The sequence below is a fragment of the Gaetbulibacter sp. S0825 genome (assembly GCF_011777505.1).
Lineage (GTDB): Bacteria > Bacteroidota > Bacteroidia > Flavobacteriales > Flavobacteriaceae > Pontimicrobium.
Window position 1 is genome coordinate 1,580,134 of sequence record NZ_JAATJT010000001.1, and the last position, 21,157, is coordinate 1,601,290.

18 protein-coding genes are annotated in these 21,157 nt (G+C 32.9%); 11 read left to right on the forward strand and 7 right to left on the reverse strand.

Going from position 1 to position 21,157, the window contains the following annotated elements; genetic code table 11:
- The first annotated feature begins 114 nt into the window (after positions 1 to 114).
- The 6 genes from HB672_RS07245 (at position 115) to guaB (ending at position 5,659) form a co-directional block, all read left to right on the forward strand.
- Positions 115 to 978, forward strand: a complete 864-nt coding sequence (locus tag HB672_RS07245) for a hydroxymethylglutaryl-CoA lyase (protein WP_167609986.1) — start codon at positions 115 to 117, stop codon at positions 976 to 978.
- A 107-nt stretch (positions 979 to 1,085) separates the two neighbouring features.
- The gene (locus HB672_RS07250; protein ID WP_167609989.1) at positions 1,086 to 2,249 is read left to right on the forward strand and encodes a hypothetical protein; all 1,164 of its coding nucleotides are present in this window, start codon (positions 1,086 to 1,088) and stop codon (positions 2,247 to 2,249) included.
- Between the two features lie 84 nt (positions 2,250 to 2,333).
- Complete coding sequence (locus tag HB672_RS07255) at positions 2,334 to 2,861, forward strand: FMN-binding protein (protein ID WP_167609992.1); 528 nt, start codon at positions 2,334 to 2,336, stop codon at positions 2,859 to 2,861.
- A complete protein-coding gene (locus tag HB672_RS07260; protein ID WP_167609995.1) occupies positions 2,861 to 3,361 on the forward strand; it encodes a hypothetical protein in 501 nt (166 codons plus the stop codon). The genes HB672_RS07255 and HB672_RS07260 overlap by 1 nt, the downstream gene beginning before the upstream one ends.
- Positions 3,362 to 3,422: 61 nt before the next feature.
- Positions 3,423 to 3,929: a ferritin gene (locus HB672_RS07265; protein ID WP_167609998.1), complete on the forward strand. Its 507-nt coding sequence runs from the start codon at positions 3,423 to 3,425 to the stop codon at positions 3,927 to 3,929.
- Between the two features lie 257 nt (positions 3,930 to 4,186).
- Complete coding sequence (gene guaB, locus HB672_RS07270) at positions 4,187 to 5,659, forward strand: IMP dehydrogenase (protein ID WP_167610002.1); 1,473 nt, start codon at positions 4,187 to 4,189, stop codon at positions 5,657 to 5,659.
- 103 nt (positions 5,660 to 5,762) lie between these two features.
- Here guaB and HB672_RS07275 read toward each other — a convergent pair whose 3' ends face one another.
- From HB672_RS07275 to HB672_RS07305, 7 genes are all read right to left on the reverse strand, one after another.
- The gene (locus HB672_RS07275) at positions 5,763 to 6,323 is read right to left on the reverse strand and encodes a hypothetical protein (protein WP_167610005.1); all 561 of its coding nucleotides are present in this window, start codon (positions 6,321 to 6,323) and stop codon (positions 5,763 to 5,765) included.
- A gap of 163 nt (positions 6,324 to 6,486) precedes the next feature.
- Entirely contained in the window at positions 6,487 to 7,248 is a 762-nt protein-coding gene (locus tag HB672_RS07280; RefSeq protein ID WP_167605660.1) for a hypothetical protein, read from the reverse strand.
- A 2-nt stretch (positions 7,249 to 7,250) separates the two neighbouring features.
- Complete coding sequence (locus tag HB672_RS07285; protein WP_167610008.1) at positions 7,251 to 8,444, reverse strand: dipeptidase; 1,194 nt, start codon at positions 8,442 to 8,444, stop codon at positions 7,251 to 7,253.
- Positions 8,445 to 8,482: 38 nt separating this feature from the next.
- Positions 8,483 to 9,751, reverse strand: coding sequence for an aminotransferase class V-fold PLP-dependent enzyme (locus HB672_RS07290; RefSeq protein ID WP_167610011.1), 1,269 nt, complete (start codon positions 9,749 to 9,751; stop codon positions 8,483 to 8,485).
- Positions 9,752 to 9,760: 9 nt separating this feature from the next.
- Positions 9,761 to 11,302, reverse strand: a complete 1,542-nt coding sequence (locus HB672_RS07295; protein ID WP_167610014.1) for a serine hydrolase — start codon at positions 11,300 to 11,302, stop codon at positions 9,761 to 9,763.
- A gap of 38 nt (positions 11,303 to 11,340) precedes the next feature.
- On the reverse strand, positions 11,341 to 12,675 hold the full coding sequence (locus tag HB672_RS07300; RefSeq protein ID WP_167610017.1) for an alpha-L-fucosidase: 1,335 nt from the start codon (positions 12,673 to 12,675) through the stop codon (positions 11,341 to 11,343).
- A gap of 19 nt (positions 12,676 to 12,694) precedes the next feature.
- Complete coding sequence (locus HB672_RS07305) at positions 12,695 to 13,150, reverse strand: SRPBCC family protein (protein ID WP_167610020.1); 456 nt, start codon at positions 13,148 to 13,150, stop codon at positions 12,695 to 12,697.
- Between the two features lie 252 nt (positions 13,151 to 13,402).
- Between HB672_RS07305 and HB672_RS07310 the strand changes: the two genes are divergently transcribed.
- From HB672_RS07310 to HB672_RS07330, 5 genes are all read left to right on the forward strand, one after another.
- Positions 13,403 to 15,346, forward strand: a complete 1,944-nt coding sequence (locus HB672_RS07310) for a peptidylprolyl isomerase (protein ID WP_167610024.1) — start codon at positions 13,403 to 13,405, stop codon at positions 15,344 to 15,346.
- Entirely contained in the window at positions 15,347 to 16,204 is an 858-nt protein-coding gene (locus HB672_RS07315) for a peptidyl-prolyl cis-trans isomerase (RefSeq protein WP_167610027.1), read from the forward strand.
- The gene (locus tag HB672_RS07320; protein ID WP_348272548.1) at positions 16,188 to 17,618 is read left to right on the forward strand and encodes a peptidylprolyl isomerase; all 1,431 of its coding nucleotides are present in this window, start codon (positions 16,188 to 16,190) and stop codon (positions 17,616 to 17,618) included. The genes HB672_RS07315 and HB672_RS07320 overlap by 17 nt, the downstream gene beginning before the upstream one ends.
- Positions 17,619 to 17,621: 3 nt before the next feature.
- A complete protein-coding gene (locus tag HB672_RS07325) occupies positions 17,622 to 18,575 on the forward strand; it encodes a MoxR family ATPase (protein ID WP_167610033.1) in 954 nt (317 codons plus the stop codon).
- Positions 18,576 to 18,790: 215 nt separating this feature from the next.
- A complete protein-coding gene (locus HB672_RS07330) occupies positions 18,791 to 21,061 on the forward strand; it encodes an aconitate hydratase (RefSeq protein ID WP_167610036.1) in 2,271 nt (756 codons plus the stop codon).
- Positions 21,062 to 21,157 lie beyond the last annotated feature (96 nt).

Here is a 21,157-nt window from a genome sequence, read left to right on the forward strand (position 1 = left end):
ATTAAAGTTGTTTTTTCTTTAGTTCGAGATAGTTCAAAAACCTTACTTTTTGGATAGTAAGACTACAAGTAAATTTTAAAAATAGTAGTACTTTTACTCTTGGAGTAATAACATATGACAAAGCCAATTAAAATCATTGAATGTCCAAGAGATGCTATGCAAGGCATTAAGACGTTTATACCTACTGAAAAGAAGGTGCAGTATATTCAGTCACTATTGCGCGTTGGTTTTGATACTATTGATTTTGGTAGTTTTGTCTCGCCAAAAGCAATCCCTCAAATGGTTGATACTTCTGAGGTTTTAGCAAAGTTGGATTTGTCTAAAACTACAAGCAAGTTGCTGGCTATTGTTGCAAATACTAGAGGCGCTAATGATGCCTCACAGTATCCTGAAATAGATTATTTAGGTTATCCTTTTTCAATATCTGAGAATTTTCAAATGCGTAATACGCATAAAACTATTGCGCAATCGGTAGTGACGCTTCAAGAAATATTGAATATTGCAACAAAATCAAATAAAGAAGTAGTAGCCTATTTATCTATGGGATTTGGAAACCCTTATGGTGACCCATGGAATGTCGATATAGTGGGAGAGTGGACAGAGCGATTGAGTAATATGGGAGTTAATATCTTGTCATTAAGCGATACCATTGGTAGCTCTAACCCTGAGAATATCTCGTATTTATTTTCTAATTTAATTCCTAATTATCCTAATATTGAATTTGGAGCACATTTACACACAACGCCTTCTACTTGGTTTGAAAAAGTAAATGCTGCTTATTTGGCTGGATGTAATCGTTTTGATGGTGCTATACAAGGTTTTGGTGGATGTCCAATGGCTAAAGATGAGCTTACTGGTAATATGCCAACCGAAAAATTATTATCCTATTTCACCTCACAAAAACATAATAATTTAAATGCATTAAGTTTTGAAAGCGCTTATAATGAGGCTACTAAAATCTTCACTCAATATCATTAGAAAATTTATTTAAAATAATTCTAAATAACATTTGTTTTTTTAGTTTTCAGTATTACATTTGTCGCTGAAATTAATTAACTATTTATAATAAGTCTAAATAAAAACAAATGAAGAAAGCTGTCTTATCAATGGCGATTTTAATGTCAAGTTTTGCGTTTGCTCAAACTGTAAGTCAAGATACTACTGCAACTAATAATCAACAACGTAATGCTGCACAAAACATTTTGAATGGTAATGGTTCAAATGGTATTACAGTTGGAGGTTATGCACAAGTAGATTACAATCAACCTGAAGGAGCAAACGGAAAAATGGATGTCCATAGATTGGTTATGTTATTAGGTTATAAATTTAGTGATAAAGTACAGTTTGTTACTGAAATTGAGTACGAACACGTTAAAGAAGTATACGTTGAACAAGCATTTTTAAACTATAGTGTAAGTGATAATTTTAACGTAAGAGGTGGTTTAATGTTGGTGCCAATGGGAATTGTGAATGAGTACCACGAACCAACAACTTTTAATGGTGTAGAAAGACCAAGTATGGATAAAAGTATTGTGCCGACTACGTGGAGAGAAATGGGAGTTGGTGTTACTGGAAAGTTTGATGATGCCAATTTGCGTTACCAAGCTTATATTTTTAACGGTTTTGCATCAGTAAATGACACAAAAGTTTTAGGAGGTAGTAATGGATTGAGAAATGGTCGTCAAAAAGGTGCAGAGTCTACAATCAATAAGCCTAATTTATCAGCTAAAGTAGACTATTATGGTGTTCAAGGATTGCGTTTAGGGTTATCGGGATATTTTGGTAGAACTCAAGCAACTGATGATGTTCAAGAAATCGATGGTGCAGATGTTGGTGTATCTATGTTAGGTTTAGATGCACGTTATATTAATAAACGATTTTCAGCTAGAGGACAATACATTCATGCTTTAATTAAAGATGCTGAAGATTATAATAATTTATACACAACAAATTTAGGGTCAGAATTAAAAGGATGGTATGCCGAAGCTGCTTATAATTTATTACCGCTCGCTAAAGAACAAAAACTTGATGCTTTTGTGAGGTATGAAAAATACGACACTCATGCTGCAACTGCAGATGCAAATATTACACGTAATTTAGGTTATAATAGAAATGAGTGGACAACAGGCTTAAGCTACCATGTAGCACCAGGAGCAGTGGTAAAAGCCGATTATCAAATTTTTGATAATGCAGTAGAAGGAAACGATGCCAAAGGTCAATTAAACATTGGGTTTGGTGTTTGGTTTTAGTAATTTAATTGGTTAGTTTTTATCAAATAGTTAGGGTAATATTTTTGCCTTAGCTATTTGGTGTTTTTATGTAATACGAAAAAAATGAGTTATAAATATTTAATTATTTCAATTTTTAGTTTAGTGTTGGCAGTTTCAAATCTCCCAAAAAACATTCAAAAAAAAGTTGATAAGGAGATTAAAGAAGTTTACAATATTGAAGCACATAAGTTAATTCCTATAACTTTTGATAAGCATATTATTGATGCTTTGCCAAATACATATAATGAAAATGGCTTATTTAAAATTTCAAGTAGCAATGAAGATGTAGGCTATGCTTATGTCTCAAAAGCGCCTAGTAAAACAGATGAGTTTGATTATTTAGTGCTTTTCGATAACGATTTCATTATTAAAAAATCGAAAATATTAATTTACAGAGAAGATTATGGTAATGAAATTGGCAGTAAACGTTGGTTAAAACAACTTATAGGTAAAAACAAAAACGATAAGCTAACTTATGGCGATAATATTGCAGCCATTTCGGGAGCTACTATTTCGGTTAAGTCAATGACAAACGCTGTAAACGATTTGCTGAAATCTATAAAAATCCTTCATCATAAAAACCAATTATAATGCAATTAAACGGCTTAATATATTCGCTTTCAAAAGAATTAAAATTATTAATTGGTGCATTTATAATAGTGTTAAGCATTGGCTTTTATACAGGATTATTATTTGTTGGCGAAACCTCGACAGCTAATCCTAATGGCATCGAAGAGCAATACTTAGGAAACGAAAACGATGAGGAGGTTGAGATTATGAAATTTAAAAAAAGTGACAAAGAAATGCTTACACTGGTTCATAATCATATTTTGTCAATGTCCATTATTTTCTTTTTACTAGGTGGTATTTTAAGTATAACGAAGTTGGATAGTAAACTAAAACTATTTTTAATTGTTGAACCTTTTTTATCTGTTGTATTTACGTTTGGAGGACTATTTTTTCTATGGAAAGGTGTCTTGTGGATGAAGTATATAGTAATGTTCTCAGGTATATTAATGACGCTTACTTTTACTCTTACAATTGCAATTATATTACATCAACTTTTTAAACAAAATGACGTTAGTAAATAGTTTAAAATCATTTACAATTAATAAGAACTTTAAGTATCTTTATGCAAGCAAAATTTAAGGTATGAATCAAGTAATAGAACAATTATTAAACGATCAAGTAAAGTTTGAAGCCAAGGCTTCTATGCAATATTTAGCAATGGCTTCTTGGGCAGATGCAAAAGGTTATAATGGTGTGGCTGATTTTTTTTATGCGCAGTCTGAAGAAGAGCGTGTGCACATGATTAAATTAGTTAAATTTATTAATGAACGAAGTGGAAATGTGGTAATTTCTAGTTTAGAAAAGCCTAAAAGCGATTATAAATCCTTAAATGAATTATTTGAAACTTTTCTAGAAAGTGAAATGTTTGTCACTCAACAAATTAATCATATCATTTTTGAGTGTTTACAACACAAAGATTACAATGTGCATAATTTTATGCAATGGTACGTAACCGAACAATTAGAAGAAGAAGCAGTTGCAAGAACCTTACTCGATAAATTAAATATTATTGGCGAAGATAAATCAGGTCACTATTTATTTGATAGAGATATTAATACAATTGCTCAAGCAAGTCAAAATCCTGAGTAGTATTTATGCCCAACTCTAATAGTTTTACCTTACCTATAATCATAATGACACCATGTGTTATTAATGAATGTGGTGGTGTAAAAAAAAAAATGCTGCAAAAAATTCAAGAAAAAAGGAAAAACCAACTGTAAACGTTGTCCAAAGCGTTATTGATATTTCCATCGAAGCTAATTTTCTATAACAGATATTTATTTATCTTATTGTGGTGCTAGTAAAATAAAAAGCGTAAATTTGCATGCAATTAAAAGCTAAAGGCAATGATTGCACATCAAAACAAAATTGTTGGAGAAGGTCTTACTTACGACGACGTATTATTAGTCCCAGCATATTCCGAAATTTTACCACGAGAGGTTAGTATTCAGTCCAAGTTTAGTAGAAACATTACTATTAATGTTCCTATTATATCTGCTGCTATGGACACGGTTACCGAAAGCAGAATGGCAATAGCCATGGCTCAAGAAGGTGGAATTGGTGTGTTGCATAAAAACATGACTATTGATGAGCAGGCTGCTAAAGTACGCAAAGTAAAACGCGCCGAAAGCGGAATGATAATCGATCCTGTAACTTTACCATTAACAGCGAAAGTGAAAGATGCTAATCAATACATGAAAGAATATAGTATTGGTGGTATTCCAATAGTTGATGATAAAGGAATTTTAAAAGGTATTGTGACCAATCGTGATTTACGTTTTGAACATGACAACGACAGACCAATAGTTGAGGTTATGACAAGCGAAAATTTGGTAACTGCTGCTGTAGGAACGTCTTTGAAAGATGCCGAAACTATTCTTCAGCAACACAAAATTGAAAAACTTTTAATTGTAGACGATAATTACAAACTAGCAGGTTTAATCACCTTTAGGGATATAACTAAAGTAACTCAGAAGCCAATCGCCAATAAAGACCAATATGGACGTTTACGAGTTGCTGCAGCTATTGGCGTTACTGGAGATGCAGTAGATAGAGCTGCTGCCTTGGTAAAAGCTGGCGTGGATGCTGTTATTATTGATACTGCTCATGGACACACTAAAGGTGTGGTAAATGTGCTAAAAGACGTTAAGGCAAGCTTCCCGAAATTGGAAGTTATTGTTGGAAATATAGCTACTGCCGAAGCTGCTAAATATTTAGCCGAAGCTGGAGCAGATGCTGTAAAAGTTGGTATTGGTCCAGGTTCTATTTGTACAACGAGAGTCGTTGCAGGAGTTGGTTTTCCGCAATTTTCGGCGGTGTTGGAAGTAGCTGCTGCGTTAAAGGGTAGTGGTGTTCCAGTGATTGCTGATGGTGGTATTCGTTATACTGGTGATATTCCAAAAGCGATTGCTGCAGGAGCCGATTGTGTGATGTTAGGCTCTTTATTAGCAGGAACACAAGAATCTCCAGGAGAAACTATCATTTATGAAGGCAGAAAGTTTAAGTCTTATAGAGGAATGGGTTCTGTAGAAGCCATGAAACAAGGTAGTAAAGACCGTTATTTCCAAGATGTGGAAGATGATATCAAGAAATTAGTGCCAGAAGGTATTGTGGGTCGTGTGCCTTATAAAGGAGAATTATACGAAAGTATTCACCAGTTTGTTGGTGGTTTGCGTGCTGGAATGGGTTACTGTGGCGCAAAAGATATTGAGACTTTAAAAGCGACTGGAAAGTTTGTAAAAATCACAGCGTCTGGTATTGGTGAAAGTCATCCTCATAATGTAACGATTACAAAAGAGGCACCTAATTATTCGAGATAGTTTTATTAGTTGTTATTTTAGTACAAGTTCTTCACTAGTTGAAAAAGGTTAAGTGTTTTTAGTAGTAATGAATAATTGCAGTTATAACCATATGTATTTTTAATTATTCAATTAGAAATGTAATTCCAACAGCAACTGCTCCTGATAACTGTTCGACAGATGGCTGTAAGTAATAAATAAGACCTAAATCAACATTATTGTTTTTTCCAAGTTCCAATCCTAATGAAAAGGGTATATGATGGATAATTCCGCTTTTATCAACATTATCAAATGTTGTTAATGTTTCAAACTTTCCAATTGAGGTTCCTATTCCAATTTCAATATAAGGCGCAATCCAAGGAATTGGTGCTCTAACTCTTGCTTTTCCACCAAGTAAAAAGGCTTTTGATTCAGCTTTTTCATTTGTAGAATTATTATTAAGGTCTTTTCCATTTGAATTTGTCAAAATAAAACCGGCATATGGTCTAAACTCAACCCAAGAAGCAATTTTAAGCACTAACTCTCCTTGAGCAAAAAAGCCATCATCAACAATTTCGTCAACACTATTATATGGTGTGCTTAACCCATATCCAATTTGAACATTAATTGATTTCTCTTTTATAAACTGTGCCCTAACTAAATTAGAAGTCAGAACTATTATTAATAATAATAGGTTTTTTTTCATAATGTATTAAATGTGACAATATGTGGTATTTTAATAATCAATATTAATTGTTAAACGAAGTTAGTCGCTTTTTCTTACAAAATCAAAAAAACGTTGGCCAGTAATGGTTTCAAATATTGACTAAATACGAAACCTAATCAATATTATTAATCAGTCAATTTTCTCATAACTGTTCCTTTTTTATGGTTGTAAGAGTAAATTCTATTCTAGATTTTAATTCTTCTAACCAGAGTTTTTCTACCATGAACTTTGTATAATATCCATGAAGTAGTTTATAAGTTTGAGGTTCTTTTAGATATTTATCTAATGCTTCATCACCTACAATAAACTCTGGATGTGTGGCAAGGTTGGTTTTTGGATAGGATATATTATGAAAATTCTCTAATGAATTAAATTTAATGACTAATTCTGCCCAGTCTTCATTAAAAAATGAGTTTGTGGTATTTATAAATCCAAGGTAATTAGTTATTGATGTCTCGTAATCTGCAAATGCAGTTGTAATATCTTCGGATAGTAAACTGAATCTACCTGATGATTTGGCACTGCTCAATCTCGAGTTATTAAGAATTGCTACTTCAATAACGAGTGCACTTGAAACATAAGCTCTTAAACTGTCCATTGGTTCATTCGTATTTGAATTAGCAGAGAAATTTAAGACTTCTATCAGGTTTTTATTGGTATCTATTAGAAGATTAATTCTTCCATTAAATTGGTCTAAATTTTCATTGAGTTCTTGTTTAAGATTGGTAATTAATGTTAATCTTTCTTTGTCTTGTTGATGTTCTATATTTATATTATTAATCCAAAGCGCAATCAAAATTCCAATAACCACAAGTAAAATTTCTCCAATGGCGTATTTAAAGTACTTTCCGGTATTTCCTTCTGAAAGCAGATTTTGTCTAATTTTTCTAAAGAATTTTATCATAATTAATTATTAGCTTCATTTGCCTTTAAAACTCTTAAGAAATTGCCTCCCAGTATTTTAATAATGTTTTCTTCACTATAACCTTTTTCTACTAATGCTTTAGTAATTAAAGGATAGGAGGTAACATCGTCTAATTGTTGAGGTGTAAGATTGATGCCGTCAAAATCTGAGCCTAAACCTACATAATCTACGCCAACGAGTTTAACTATGTAATCTATATGCTCCATGAGCATAGATAATGGAGGTCTCATGACTGCTGTCTCACTGCTATATTTATTGTATAGATAATCTAAAGTATACCATTCATCCATTCCACTTTTTATTAGAGAATCACTTTCTGCTGAGTGTTTTTCAAGAAAGGCAGCTTCTTTTCCATCAAAACTACTGTCAATAAATCCTGGATGAAAATTCACCATAATCACACCTTCGTTTTTAGCTATTGCCTTAATTTGCGCATCTTTTAAATTCCTACGGCTTGCTACGAGGCTATACACCGAACTGTGAGAGGCGATGATTGGTTTGGTGGTGATTTCAATAACATCCTTAAAGGTCTGTTCACCTACATGACTTATATCCACCATCATCCCTAATTCGTTCATACGCTGTACTACTTGTTTTCCGAAATCTGTGAGCCCTTTTTGTTCTAAGTTTGGATTGGTTGTTTCATCGGCTGCACTTGTTGCCCAAGATGGTGCAACATTATGTGTTAAAGTTAAATATCGTGCACCACGATTATAAAGTGCTTCTAATTTAGTAAGATCATCTTCAATCATGTGACCACCTTCTACGCCAAACATGGCTGCAATTTTATTCTCATTCACAGCGGCCATCATTTCTTTATAGTTTGCTACTTTAGCAATCTTATCTGGATTTCGAGATACAACAGCATCTAAACTATCCATTTCTCTGTTAGCATAGGCATAGGCGTTTTCGGCACCACCATCACAATACACAGAAAATATTTGAACATCAAGACCTCCTTTTTTCCAACGATCTAAATCGCTATGTGTTTGTCCAGTTAGATCTTGATCAAAAATAATCCCATTGTCTGCCGCTTTCATCAGAATATCATTGTGAGTATCTACTACAATTGCTTCAGCGTGAATTTCAGCGTAGGTTTTGATTTTAGGCTCTTTCTCTGGCGCAGGCTTGCAAGATGTGATGATAACAATACATAATAGAATTAATTTTTTCATATTCTTGGTGTAAAATGTTTTAATAATGTCAATAAAATTTATCCAGCTATTGTCTCTAAAGCGTCTACTAAATAATCAATATCCTTTTTGGTAATAAATATGGCAAATGAAATACGCACACCATTTAAGCCATAACTGCTCATTGGTCGTGTGTCGACACCATAATCGTCAGTGAGTTTGTTTTTTACATCTCTCACATTTTTACCAATAACTTCCAGTGTTTGAATCGCACAAGATAGATCATCATGAGCAGGAGTTTTTAGTTTAAATTTTGGATTGTCTTTTACTTTATTTCTAAAGTAATGTTTCAACTCATAAGAACGCTTCGATACTTTTTCCTTGCCAATGCTGTTTATAAAATCGACTGCACTTCCAAAGCCTAATAATTCTGGTAAGTTTCTAGTGTTGTAGTTCTCTAAACGCCTTATGCTTTTATCTGTATGTCCATTCGCAACTATTAAAGGTTTTAAATGATGTTGACTTTCTTTTTTTGCATAAAACATAGCAATACCTTTTGGCGCAAACAACCATTTATGAGCACTAACTGTATAAAAATCGCAACCTAAATCTTTTAAATCTATGTCAAACATACCTGCGGCTTGAGCACCATCAACTGCAACTAGAATTCCTTTTTTATGTGCCATTTCGGAAACTTCTTTAACAGGAAGCATCATACCATTTGTATTTACTGCATGACACATGGATATAATTTTGGTGCGTGGCGTAATAGCATCTTCATACACTTTTACAATGTCTTCAACAGTTTCTGGAAGTATTGGAATTACTGGACGCACTAATTTCACACCTCTCTCTTCTTGCCAAACGGTAAAAGGAATCACACTACTTTTGTGTTCGTGGTCTATTAAAATGATTTCATCGCCTTCTTTTAAATTGAAACTTCTAGCGATGAGATTCATCCCTTCAGTAGTGTTGTGTGTTAAGGCAATTTCTTCGTTAGATACTGAGAATAAGTCAGCTACTTTTTGTCTTACTTCTTCTTTCTCCTTATACCATCCTCCCCACATATATTTTGATGGAAATGCATCTAAAGTGGCTCTAAACTCATTGGTTGCTTTTTGAACTGCTATAGGACATGACCCTAAAGACCCATTATTAAAATATCGCAAATTTGGTGCAAACTTAAACTGTGCTTTTATATTCTCCCAAAAAGCTTCACTATCATCATTTTTGTCTAAAAGTTCTATAGGGAGATCTATATCACTTGGTTTATAAGAAGATAATAAAACGGTTCCTGCAACGCCTGTAAAAAGTTGTTTTACGAAGTTCCTGCGATATAAATTTTTCATAATGTTATTTTAGTTGGATGCTATTTTCTTTGGTTTTAATTCTTCAAAAAAGAAGTCATCGTTTGGTACATAAAAATCAAATCCAGTCACTTTTAAATTGTTATCTGTATTTATTTTAATCGTACCAAAGCTAAACCAAGCATGAGAATGGTCCCAGTTGATTTTCCATACATCATGATTCCAATGCGTTAACGTTGCAGATAGTAATGGCGAATGTGAGAACAGTAGTTTCAACTCATTATCTTTTTCTACAATACTTATTTTACCATACATGTCAGAATTGTAATCGCCAGTAAAATCTTTAGGTTGAGTTATTGGTTTGGTGTTTAAAACTCTAGCCTTTATTCTGTCTGAAATGCGTGTATCGTTTTTAGCATTTTTATTAGTGTTGTTTAAATAATCGGTTGACCAATCTTTATTGTTTTCAATGCCTAAAAATTTATCTAAGGCATAATATGTTGCAGCCATAATAGGGCTTTTTGGTCCATTAGTCAATATAACAACGCCTAAATTTTCATCTGGAATAAGTGTTACAGCAGTAATCATCCCATCGTAACCTCCAGTATGTCCAACTCTCATACGTCCATGATAATCACTTAAGCCCCAACCTAAACCATACGAATTGAAATGCCTATTAAAATCGTTTTTAGTGGTGTGATCTACATAATGATTATTATGAGGTGTCCAAACCAAGTTTCTTGTGGTTTTAGATAACAACGTGTCATTTTCGTGAATGCCATGATTTAGATTAAAAATCATCCATTTTGAAATATCAGACACACTAGAGATTAATCCACCAGTAGCTGCAACGTTATCCCATTTTGCCCAAGGAATCGGATAGTTTTTCTCATCTTTTCTGGCGTGTGGTGTTGCATAATTCCCTTTCTTTTCTAAATCATAAACAGTTGATATTGTACGATCCATACCTAAAGGATTCAGAATACGTTCTTCTACATTTTCTGCCCAACTTTTGCCAGTAACTTTCTCAATAATTTCGCCAGCAGTAATAAACATTAAATTGGAATAACCATATCCTGCTCTAAAGTCGTAGGCTTGAGGAACGTATTTTATGCGTTTAATGATATCTTCGGCTGGAAGATCCGATTTATACCAAATATTATCACCACTAAATGTGCCTAAGCCAACACGATGACTTAATAGATCTCTAATGGTAACATTATTGCTCACCCAAGTATCATAAACCTCAAAATAGGGCAAATGTTTTTTTACTTTATCATTCCAATTAAGCTTTCCTTCTTGAACCAACATACCAATCATTGCTGAGGTAAACGCTTTGGAATTGGATGCAATGGCATATAATGTATGCTCGTTAGGTTTTTGGTTTTTGCCAACTTCCATGGTACCATAATTTCCTGTAAAGATGAGTTCCCCATCTTTTACAATACCAATGGTAGCACTTGGGATGTCCCAGTCTTTTACCATTTTTTCGTAATAATTGTCAAGTGCTTTTAAATCGACGTTTGTTTGTTGTGCTTCAATTTTAGAAGTAAATAGAATACAAATTGCAATGAGGGAAAGAATACGTTTCATCAGTTGTTAGTTATTTTTAATTTATTATTTCAAGGTAATTAATTATCTTCTATGGAGTGACCTTCTTCACGATATAAATCGACTTTGCCATCTAATAAAACAGCAATTACAGTAACGTCTTTGTCTTGAGCATGGTCAGGTAAATCAATATAAAGTAGACCTGGAACATTGCTCCAGTACTGTTTACCAACAACGTTATGCTCTAGTTTTGTGCCATTGCCAACGACCCAAATTCTGTTGACTTTATTTTTTAAGCCTTTCACTAGTAATGATCCATTAGGATTATTGTCAACATATAAATACAAGATATTACCTTCTTTGTTTAAAGCGGTGTATCCGTTAAAATGCCCATGAGGTATCCCTGCACGAGTACCATAAATGGCTGTTTTATGTTTGCTGGTCCAACGACCTAAATCTTTTAGAATGGAGACTTGTTCTTCTGGAATAGTACCATCTGGTTTTGGTGCAATATCAAGGAGTAAATTACCTCCCATACTAATACAGTCCACTAAAATTCTAATAACTTGATTGGATGTTTTATATGCAGTATCGTTAGGTTGGAATCCCCAAGAATTATTCATGGTCATACATAATTCCCAAAACTCACTTTTTGGTTTTGCAACTGGGACACCTTGTTCTGGTGTAGCATAATCACCATATCCTTGAAGTCTGGAATTAATAATAGTATGTGGTGTTTTGCTTATGAGTAGATTTCTTATGTCTTTTGCTTTCCATTTTTCGGCACTCTGTTCCCAATCGCCATCAAACCAATATAAATCTGGATTAAATTTTGTGAGTTCTTCTAATTGACCAAAATTGAATTTTGTAAACCTTTGCCATTTTATACTATCATTTTCGTAACGTTTTTTGTCTCTAGTAAAATTTGGATAATCTTCGTGAGACCAATCTAATAATGAATAGTAAAGGCCTAATTTCAAGCCTTCTTTTCTAACAGCTTCAGCAAAAGGTGTTATTAGGTCACGCTTAGCTTTTGTTTTTTTAACAACATTTAAATTACCATATTTAGAATTCCATAAAGCGACTCCATCATGATGTTTAGTAGTAATAACTGTATATTTAGCACCGCTTTCTTTTATGAGTTTTGCCCAATATTCAGGATTATATTTCTTAGCTGTAAATCCTTTTAACTGTTTCATATATTCAGTATAAGGAATGTAACCATTATAGAAAGACCAAGATTCGTCAATACCATTAACGCTATAAATGCCCCAATGTATAAAAATGCCCAATTTGGCATCTTTAAACCATGATAGGCGTTCTTCTTTAGGAATTTCTTCACTTTGGGAATAACTAGTAATTGAATAACTGGTAAGTACTATTAATACAAATATCTTTTTGAGGGAATATTTCATGTTTTGAATTGCGAATCTTTTACTCATTGGCTACAGATGTTCCTTTTTCAACAAAATTTTTAAAATCAACCATGTATTTTTTAGATTGTTTTTTAAAAGCTCCTGGCATTAAAAGAGTCATAGCTTTCATCATAAATCCTGAAGGCTGGAACTCACAGTTAGAAATCCATTTAGTATGACCTTCTGGTGTTTCTTTAAAGTAGTTTTCTTGAATGTTATGCATGCCTTTTGTATGATAGGTTGCAGAAAACTCTTCAGGAAAATTATTTTTTGTGATTGTTTCTACAAGAGCCATTTCACGTTTACCCATTTTATAATTTAGCTGCATTTTTGCTCCAACTTTACCTGGTGTTCCAGAAATATGCTCACTAGATACAAGACCCTTTTGCCAATGCTTCATATTATCTACATTATCCATTTTTTTAACGACTTCATCTCGGGGCTTTTCAATTAGAACTTCTACAGAGTATTTCATGTGTTTATAATTTGTTTTTTTAATGGTCATGTGTAACATCCATTATAATTATTTTCTTGAGTATCGAAAATTTTAGTTATGGAAGCTTCATGATAATTTAGTGTTTATGCTTTTAAAGATAGCCTACATTTTTTATAAATAAAAATATAATGATTAAGGTGTACTATTACGGGATGCTTATCGTTAACTTATTACTTGTTTAATCTTTTAAATATATTATTTTTGCTACAATTCAATAAAAGCCCATATCTTATGAAAACATACATAGTATCAGCGTGTGTTGTTTTATTTTTTTCATTTTTTGGTAATGCACAATCAAGCAATAACGATGTTTTGTTTACAGTTAATAATGAACCAGTTTTAGCTTCTGAGTTTCTAAGAGTTTATAATAAAAATTTAAATTTGGTTCAAGATGAATCTCAAAAAGATGTTGACCAATATCTGTCATTATTTGTTAATTATAAATTAAAGCTTGCCGAAGCCAAAGCACTCAACTTTCATAAAAAACCTGCATATGTGCGAGAATTAGATGGCTACAAAAAGCAATTAGCAAAAAATTACATGGTTGATAGTGAAGTAACAGATGTACTAGTAAAAGAGGCTTACGATCGAGTTTTGTATGATATAAATGCCAAGCATATTTTAATCATGTTAGACCCATCAAGAAATGATACACTAGAAGTTTATAATAGATTGCTAAACCTTAGAGAACGTTTTAAGAATGAAGATTATAATGATTTAAAAAAAGAGCTACATAATGGTAATACTATTTTAGTTGAAGATTTAGGTTATTTTTCAGCATTTAAAATGGTGTACGATTTTGAAACCGAAGCCTATAAAACAAAAATTGGAGACGTATCCATGCCCTTTAGAACACAATTTGGATATCATATAGTAAAAGTATTTGATAAACGTAAATCTAGAGGAGAAATCACAGCTGGGCACATAATGATTTCTAAAAATCAAAAAGATACTACTGAAGATCCAGAAATCAGAATAAAAGAGATTTATAAGCTTATTGAGCAAGGACAAGAGTTTGAATCACTAGCAAAACAGTTTTCTCAAGATAAGAGTTCATCTAGTAAAGGTGGGAAATTAGCGCCTTTTACAGGTGGACAATTAAGTTCTGTTGTTTTTGAAAACAAGGCTTTTAATTTACAGGAAGATGGAGCGATCTCTAAACCTTTTGAGTCGGAATATGGATGGCATATTGTTAAACGTTTTAGTATTAAGCCTATTGGTAGTTTTGAGGATATGCAATACGAACTCGAAAATAAAGTAAGTAGAGATTCGCGCTCAAAACTTATAAATACTTCAATGCAAAATAAGTTACGAAAGCAATACAATGTAAGTAATACAAACCCATCTAGAGAGTACTTTGTTTCTATTTTAAATGATGACTTTTATGACAGAAAGTGGCAAATACCAAAGGGTTTCGATAAAGCAAAAACCATCTTAACTATTGGAGGTAAAAGATGGAATAACAAAGATTTTGCTAGTATTTTGCGGTCTCAGCAAAAAGGAAATACAAAAGGAAAATCTTTTGAAAGCATAATTGACGAAGCTTTTGAAGCTTTTGCAAATAAGTGTGTGTTGATGTATCATGAAGAAAATCTTGAAAACGTAAACCAAGAGTTTGCTCAAATTTTAAATGAATACAGAGAAGGGTTGTTGTTATTTGACTTAATGGAGACAAAAATTTGGAACGCAACAAAAAACGATACTTTAGGTATTGAATCTTATTACAATAAAAACAAACAAAACTATAAGTGGAACACTCGAGTGGAGGCTATAGTTGGAACAGCATCTCAAGAAGACGACATTAAAGAGGTGGTAAATATGCTTAAAAAAGGAGAGGAAGTAGACAGTATTAAAGAAAAGCTTAATACAAATGGTAAACAAAAAGTAATATTTACATCTGGGACAATGGATGCGGACCATCAAGCATTACCTAATAATTTTGAATTTAAAGAAGGGATTTCAAAAGTTTATTCTCAAAATAATGTATATTATGTTGTAAAGGTCACTAAATTAATACCTGAATCTTTTAGAACTCTAGATGAAGCTAGAGGCATGGTTATAAACGATTACCAACAAGAAGTTGAGCAAAATTGGATTAATAACTTAAAAAGCAAGTATGAGGTCACTATTAATAAGGACGTTTTAAGGAAAGTCAAAACACAAATTCATAACTAATTGACTATTAGAAATCTAATATTGGCGTTTTTATTTGCAGTAATTATTGTCTCATGCGATTTTTTTAGAAAATCTAATGATGAAGATGTAGTCGCTAGGGTCAATGATACATATTTATATAAAAGCGAAATAGAAAACCTTATATCCGAAACTACATCAAAAGAAGACAGTGCCTTACGAGTTAACAATTATATTAATCATTGGGCTACGCAACAGTTATTAATGGATGGTGCACGTTTAAACTTATCTCAAGAAAAGCAAGAAGAGTTTAATCAATTGGTAGAGCAGTATAAAAACGATTTGTTTATTAAAGCCTATTTAGAAGCTTTAGTAAAGCGAAGTATTGACACTACTGTTACCGAGCAAGAAGCTCAAGATGTTTACGAAAGAAATCAAGAAACATTTAAGCTAAATGAGGAACTCATTAAGTTTAGATATATAAATGTAAATGAAAATATTGCAAACCTAGATGATATTGAAAAACAGTTTAAGCGATTTAATGATGAAGACAAAAAAGTGTTGGACTCCATAGCTATTCAGTTTAAATCCTATTCATTAAACGATTCTATTTGGATTAGGGCAAATCAAGCACTATTAAAAATTCCTGTTTTAAATCCAGAAAATAAAAAAGAACTGTTAAAAAAATCTAATTTTATACAACTCAAAGACTCATTAGGTTTATATTTGATGCATACAAATGATGTGCTATTGCGTAATGAAAATGCACCCATTGAATTTGTAATGCCAACTATTAAACAAATCGTTATAAACAAGCGAAAGTTGGAGTTTATTAAAGAACTAGAAAAAGACATCACAAAAGATGCTATTAAAAACAAACAATTTGAAATTTTTAACTAAAGTGAAATATTTTGTACTAAGCATGTTAATGCTAACGTCATTTACAACAATGGCACAAGAAATTATTGAAGATAAGAAGGAGGAGAAAAAAGTTAAAAAAAAGATAGACACCTCACAACGTATTAAATTAGACGGTGTTGCTGCTGTAATTGGTGACTATGTCGTATTGGATTCCGATATTGATAAACGTATCGATCAAGCTAGAGCAGCTGGTCAATCTTTGGAAGGACAAACAAGATGCGAAATTTTTGGTTCCTTATTAGAGGAAAAATTATACATGCACCATTCCATTCAAGACAGTATTGTAATTAATGATGCTGAAATTAGTGCAAATGTAGATCAGCAAATCAATGTGTTGTCTCAGCAAATTGGTGGTCTTGATAAATTGGTCTCTTATTATAAAATGGATACCGAACAAGAGTTGAGGGACGAAATGTATACGCTTAACAGAGGCCAAAGAATGGTTCAGTTAATGCAGCAAAAAATCATTGATGAACTTGAAGTAACACCAGAGGAAGTTAGACAGTTTTACAATAGAGAGTTAAAAGAAGACCCTCCACAATTTGGTACCGAATTGAGATTAGCGCAAATAGTTGTAATTCCAGAAACCAGTGCTGAAGAAGAGCAAAAAGTTATTGATAGACTAAACGAATTTAGAACAGATGTTTTAGAAAGCGGAGCAAGCTTCACGACAAAAGCGGTTCTATATTCAGAAGACTCTGGGTCTAAAAGTTCTGGTGGAAAGTATACTCTAAATAGAAAACGTCCTTTGATGGTTAAAGAATTTAGAGAGGTAGCTTTTTCACTTGAAGAGGGCGAAATTTCTAAGCCATTTAAAACAAATTATGGTTATCATATCATTCAATTAGAAAAAATTAGAGGCCAAGAATATGATGTGAGACATATTTTACTAAAACCTAAACTCACAAATGCAGACATAGCAAAAGCAAAAGAAGAAATTGAAAATGTTAGGCAAAAAATTATTGCTGGTGAAGTTTCATTTGCAGATGCTGCATTAGAAGTTAGTGATGAGGAAGAAACCAAGTTTGAAGGAGGGCAATTAATTAATCCTGAAACTAGAGATTATGTGTTCCCCTTAACAAAAATAGACCCTGATCTTTATGTACAAGTTCAAGATTTAAAAAATGGCGAAGTAAGTCCGGTTTATAATGAGAGCGACATGTATAATGAGGTGAAGTTTAAAATTTTAACTGTTACTGATCGTATTAACGAACATAAAGCAGATTTTGCAAAAGATTACCTAAAAATTAAAGAGTTAGCCTTATACAATAAACAGTTAGAGGTAATAGGAAAATGGCAAAAAGAAAAAATCATGGAAACGTACATAAAAATAAATGGTGAGCATCGTGAATGTGATTTTAAGGCAAATTGGTTAAAAAAAGAAGAAAGATAATTTATGTCTGATGTTGCTGCTATCGAACAACTTGTAGTGAGATACAAGGATTTAAAAAAAGAAATTGCCAAAGTAATTGTTGGTCAAGAAGAAGTTGTAAATCAAATTCTTATTTCGGTGTTTTCAGGAGGTCACTCATTGTTAATAGGTGTTCCTGGTTTAGCCAAAACTTTAATGGTTAATACCATTGCGCAAGCTTTAGGACTCGATTTTAAACGTATTCAATTCACACCAGATTTAATGCCAAGTGATATCCTTGGTAGTGAGATTCTAGATGAAGATCGTCATTTTAAATTTATTAAAGGACCAATCTTTGCTAACATTATTTTAGCAGATGAAATTAACCGAACACCTCCAAAAACACAAGCGGCACTTTTAGAAGCAATGCAAGAGCGCGCAGTAACTGTTGCAGGCCACCATTACAAATTAGATTTGCCATATTTTGTATTGGCAACCCAAAACCCAATTGAGCAAGAAGGAACATACCCTTTACCAGAAGCACAATTAGACCGTTTTATGTTTGCTATTAATTTAAAATATCCAACGTTTGAGGAAGAAGTACAAGTTGTAAAAACAACAACATCAGATGAAACTGCTACGGTAAATCCACTTTTTTCTGCTCAAGAAATCATTGATTTTCAACACGTTTTACGCCGCATTCCAGTAGCTGATAACGTAATTGAGTATGCAGTGAAAATGGTTGGTAAAACAAGACCAGATAGCGATTCTGCATCCGATTTGGTAAAGCAGTATATAGATTGGGGAGCAGGACCAAGAGCTTCTCAAAATTTAATTCTAGCAGCAAAAACGCATGCAGCAATTAATGGTAAATTTTCTCCAGATATTGAAAATGTTCAAGCTGTAGCGTACAGTATTCTTCGTCACAGAATAATAAAAAATTACAAAGCTGAAGCTGAAGGTATTTCCGAAGAACAAATTATTAAAAGCCTGTTTTAGCAGGTTTTTTTCTTTTCTAGAAGCTTTTACTATTGTTAATTTATTATTTTTTCAACATCAAAATTATTGATTTGATAAAATATCAATTAAAAAAGGCTATTTCATTGAATTATATTTAGTTTTTGTTCAATTTTGTTGTATATATATTAAAATATATTAATATTTTGTATTTTTGCATGACAGTAAAATAGTATAAGAATTTAAAATTAAAGTATATGGCATTCGATATAGACATGATAAAAAAAGTGTATAGTCAAATGGCTGAACGTGTTGAAGCAGCACGTAAAGTTGTAGGTAAACCACTAACACTTTCTGAGAAAATTTTGTATAGTCATTTATGGGATGGAAATCCTACAAAGGCTTTTGCTAGAGGTAAAGATTATGTCGATTTTGCTCCAGATAGAATTGCATTGCAAGACGCAACTGCACAAATGGCATTATTGCAGTTTATGCAAGCAGGTAAAAAGAAAGTTGCTGTTCCAACAACAACACACTGTGACCATTTAATTCAAGCAAAAAATGGTGCAAGTATGGACTTACAGAGTGCTTTAAACACAAGTAATGAAGTATTTAATTTTTTAGAATCTGTATCAAATAAATATGGCTTAGGCTTTTGGAAACCTGGTGCTGGAATTATTCACCAAGTAGTTTTAGAAAATTACGCATTCCCTGGAGGAATGATGATTGGTACCGATTCGCATACAGTAAATGCAGGAGGATTGGGTATGGTAGCTATAGGTGTTGGAGGAGCTGATGCAGTAGATGTAATGGCAGGTATGGCTTGGGAGTTGAAATTCCCTAAATTAATAGGTGTAAGGTTAACAGGAAAACTATCAGGTTGGACAGCACCTAAAGATGTAATTTTAAGGGTTGCAGACATACTAACAGTAAAAGGAGGTACAGGAGCTATTGTAGAATATTTTGGCCCTGGAGCAACCTCTATGTCATGTACAGGAAAAGGAACCATTTGTAATATGGGAGCCGAAATAGGTGCAACGACATCAACTTTTGGTTATGACGACTCTATGGAGCGTTATTTACGTGCTACAGATAGAGCAGATGTTGCAGATGCAGCTAATAAGGTGAAAGATTATTTAACAGGAGATGCTGAAGTATATGCAAATCCAGAGCAATATTTTGATCAGGTTATTGATATTAATTTATCTGAGTTAGGACCATTATTAAATGGCCCTTTTACACCAGATTTATCGACTCCTGTTGGTAAAGAAATGACTGAAAAAGCAAAAGCCAACGATTGGCCAATGAAGGTTGAATGGGGACTAATTGGTTCTTGTACCAATTCGTCTTACGAAGATTTATCTCGTGCTTCATCGATAGCGCAGCAGGCTTTGGATAAGGGCTTAAAAACAAAAGCTGAATTTGGTATAAACCCAGGTTCTGAGCAAGTTCGTTATACAGCTGATCGTGATGGGATTCTTGAAGTATTTGAAAAACTAGATGCTAAAATTTTCACCAATGCTTGTGGACCATGTATTGGTCAATGGGCTAGATATGAAGATCCAAAAAATGCACCAAAAAATAGTATAGTACATTCTTTTAATAGAAACTTTGCTAAACGTGCAGATGGAAATCCAAATACACATGCATTTGTTGCTTCACCTGAATTAACGGCTGCAATTGCTATTGCTGGGCGATTAGACTTTAACCCATTAACAGATAAGTTGATAAATGAAGACGGTCAAGAAGTTATGTTAGATGAGCCAACTGGATGGGAGTTACCTCCTAAAGGTTTCGCAGTTGATGATAATGGCTATTTAGAACCAAAAGAAGACGGTAGTGGTGTTGAAGTAAAAGTGGCATCTGATTCTGAGAGATTACAACTATTAGAACCTTTTACTCCTATAGGAGATTCAATAACTGGAGCTAAACTCTTAATAAAAGCTTTTGGTAAATGTACTACAGACCATATTAGTATGGCTGGACCTTGGTTACGTTTTAGAGGGCATTTAGATAACATTGCAAACAATACATTAATTGGAGCTGTGAATGCTTTTGGAAAGAAAACAAACTTTGTTAAAAATCAATTAACAGGTGAATTTGGAGGTGTTCCAGATACTGCAAGAGCTTATAAAACTGCTGGAGTTAAATCTATTGTAGTTGGGGATCATAATTACGGTGAAGGATCGTCTCGTGAACATGCTGCTATGCAACCACGTCACTTAGGTGTTGCTGCTGTAATTGTAAAATCTTTTGCTAGAATCCATGAAACTAATCTTAAAAAACAAGGTATGTTAGGATTGACATTTGATAATGAAAGCGATTATGATTTAATACAAGAAGATGATACTTTTAACTTCTTAGATTTAAACGAATTTGCACCAGGAAAACAGTTAACAATTGAATTAGCACATGCTGATGGTACTAAAGATACTATTAAAGTAAATCATACTTATAATCAATCTCAAATAGATTGGTTTAATGAAGGATCTGCTTTAAATTTAATAAAAAAGGAAAATGCTGCTTAATGATTTGTAGTATATGTTATAAGTGAGCCTTTGAGAAATCAAAGGCTTTTTTATTGAATATATGTAAGGATTTTGAATCTAAAACGACTGCGTTAG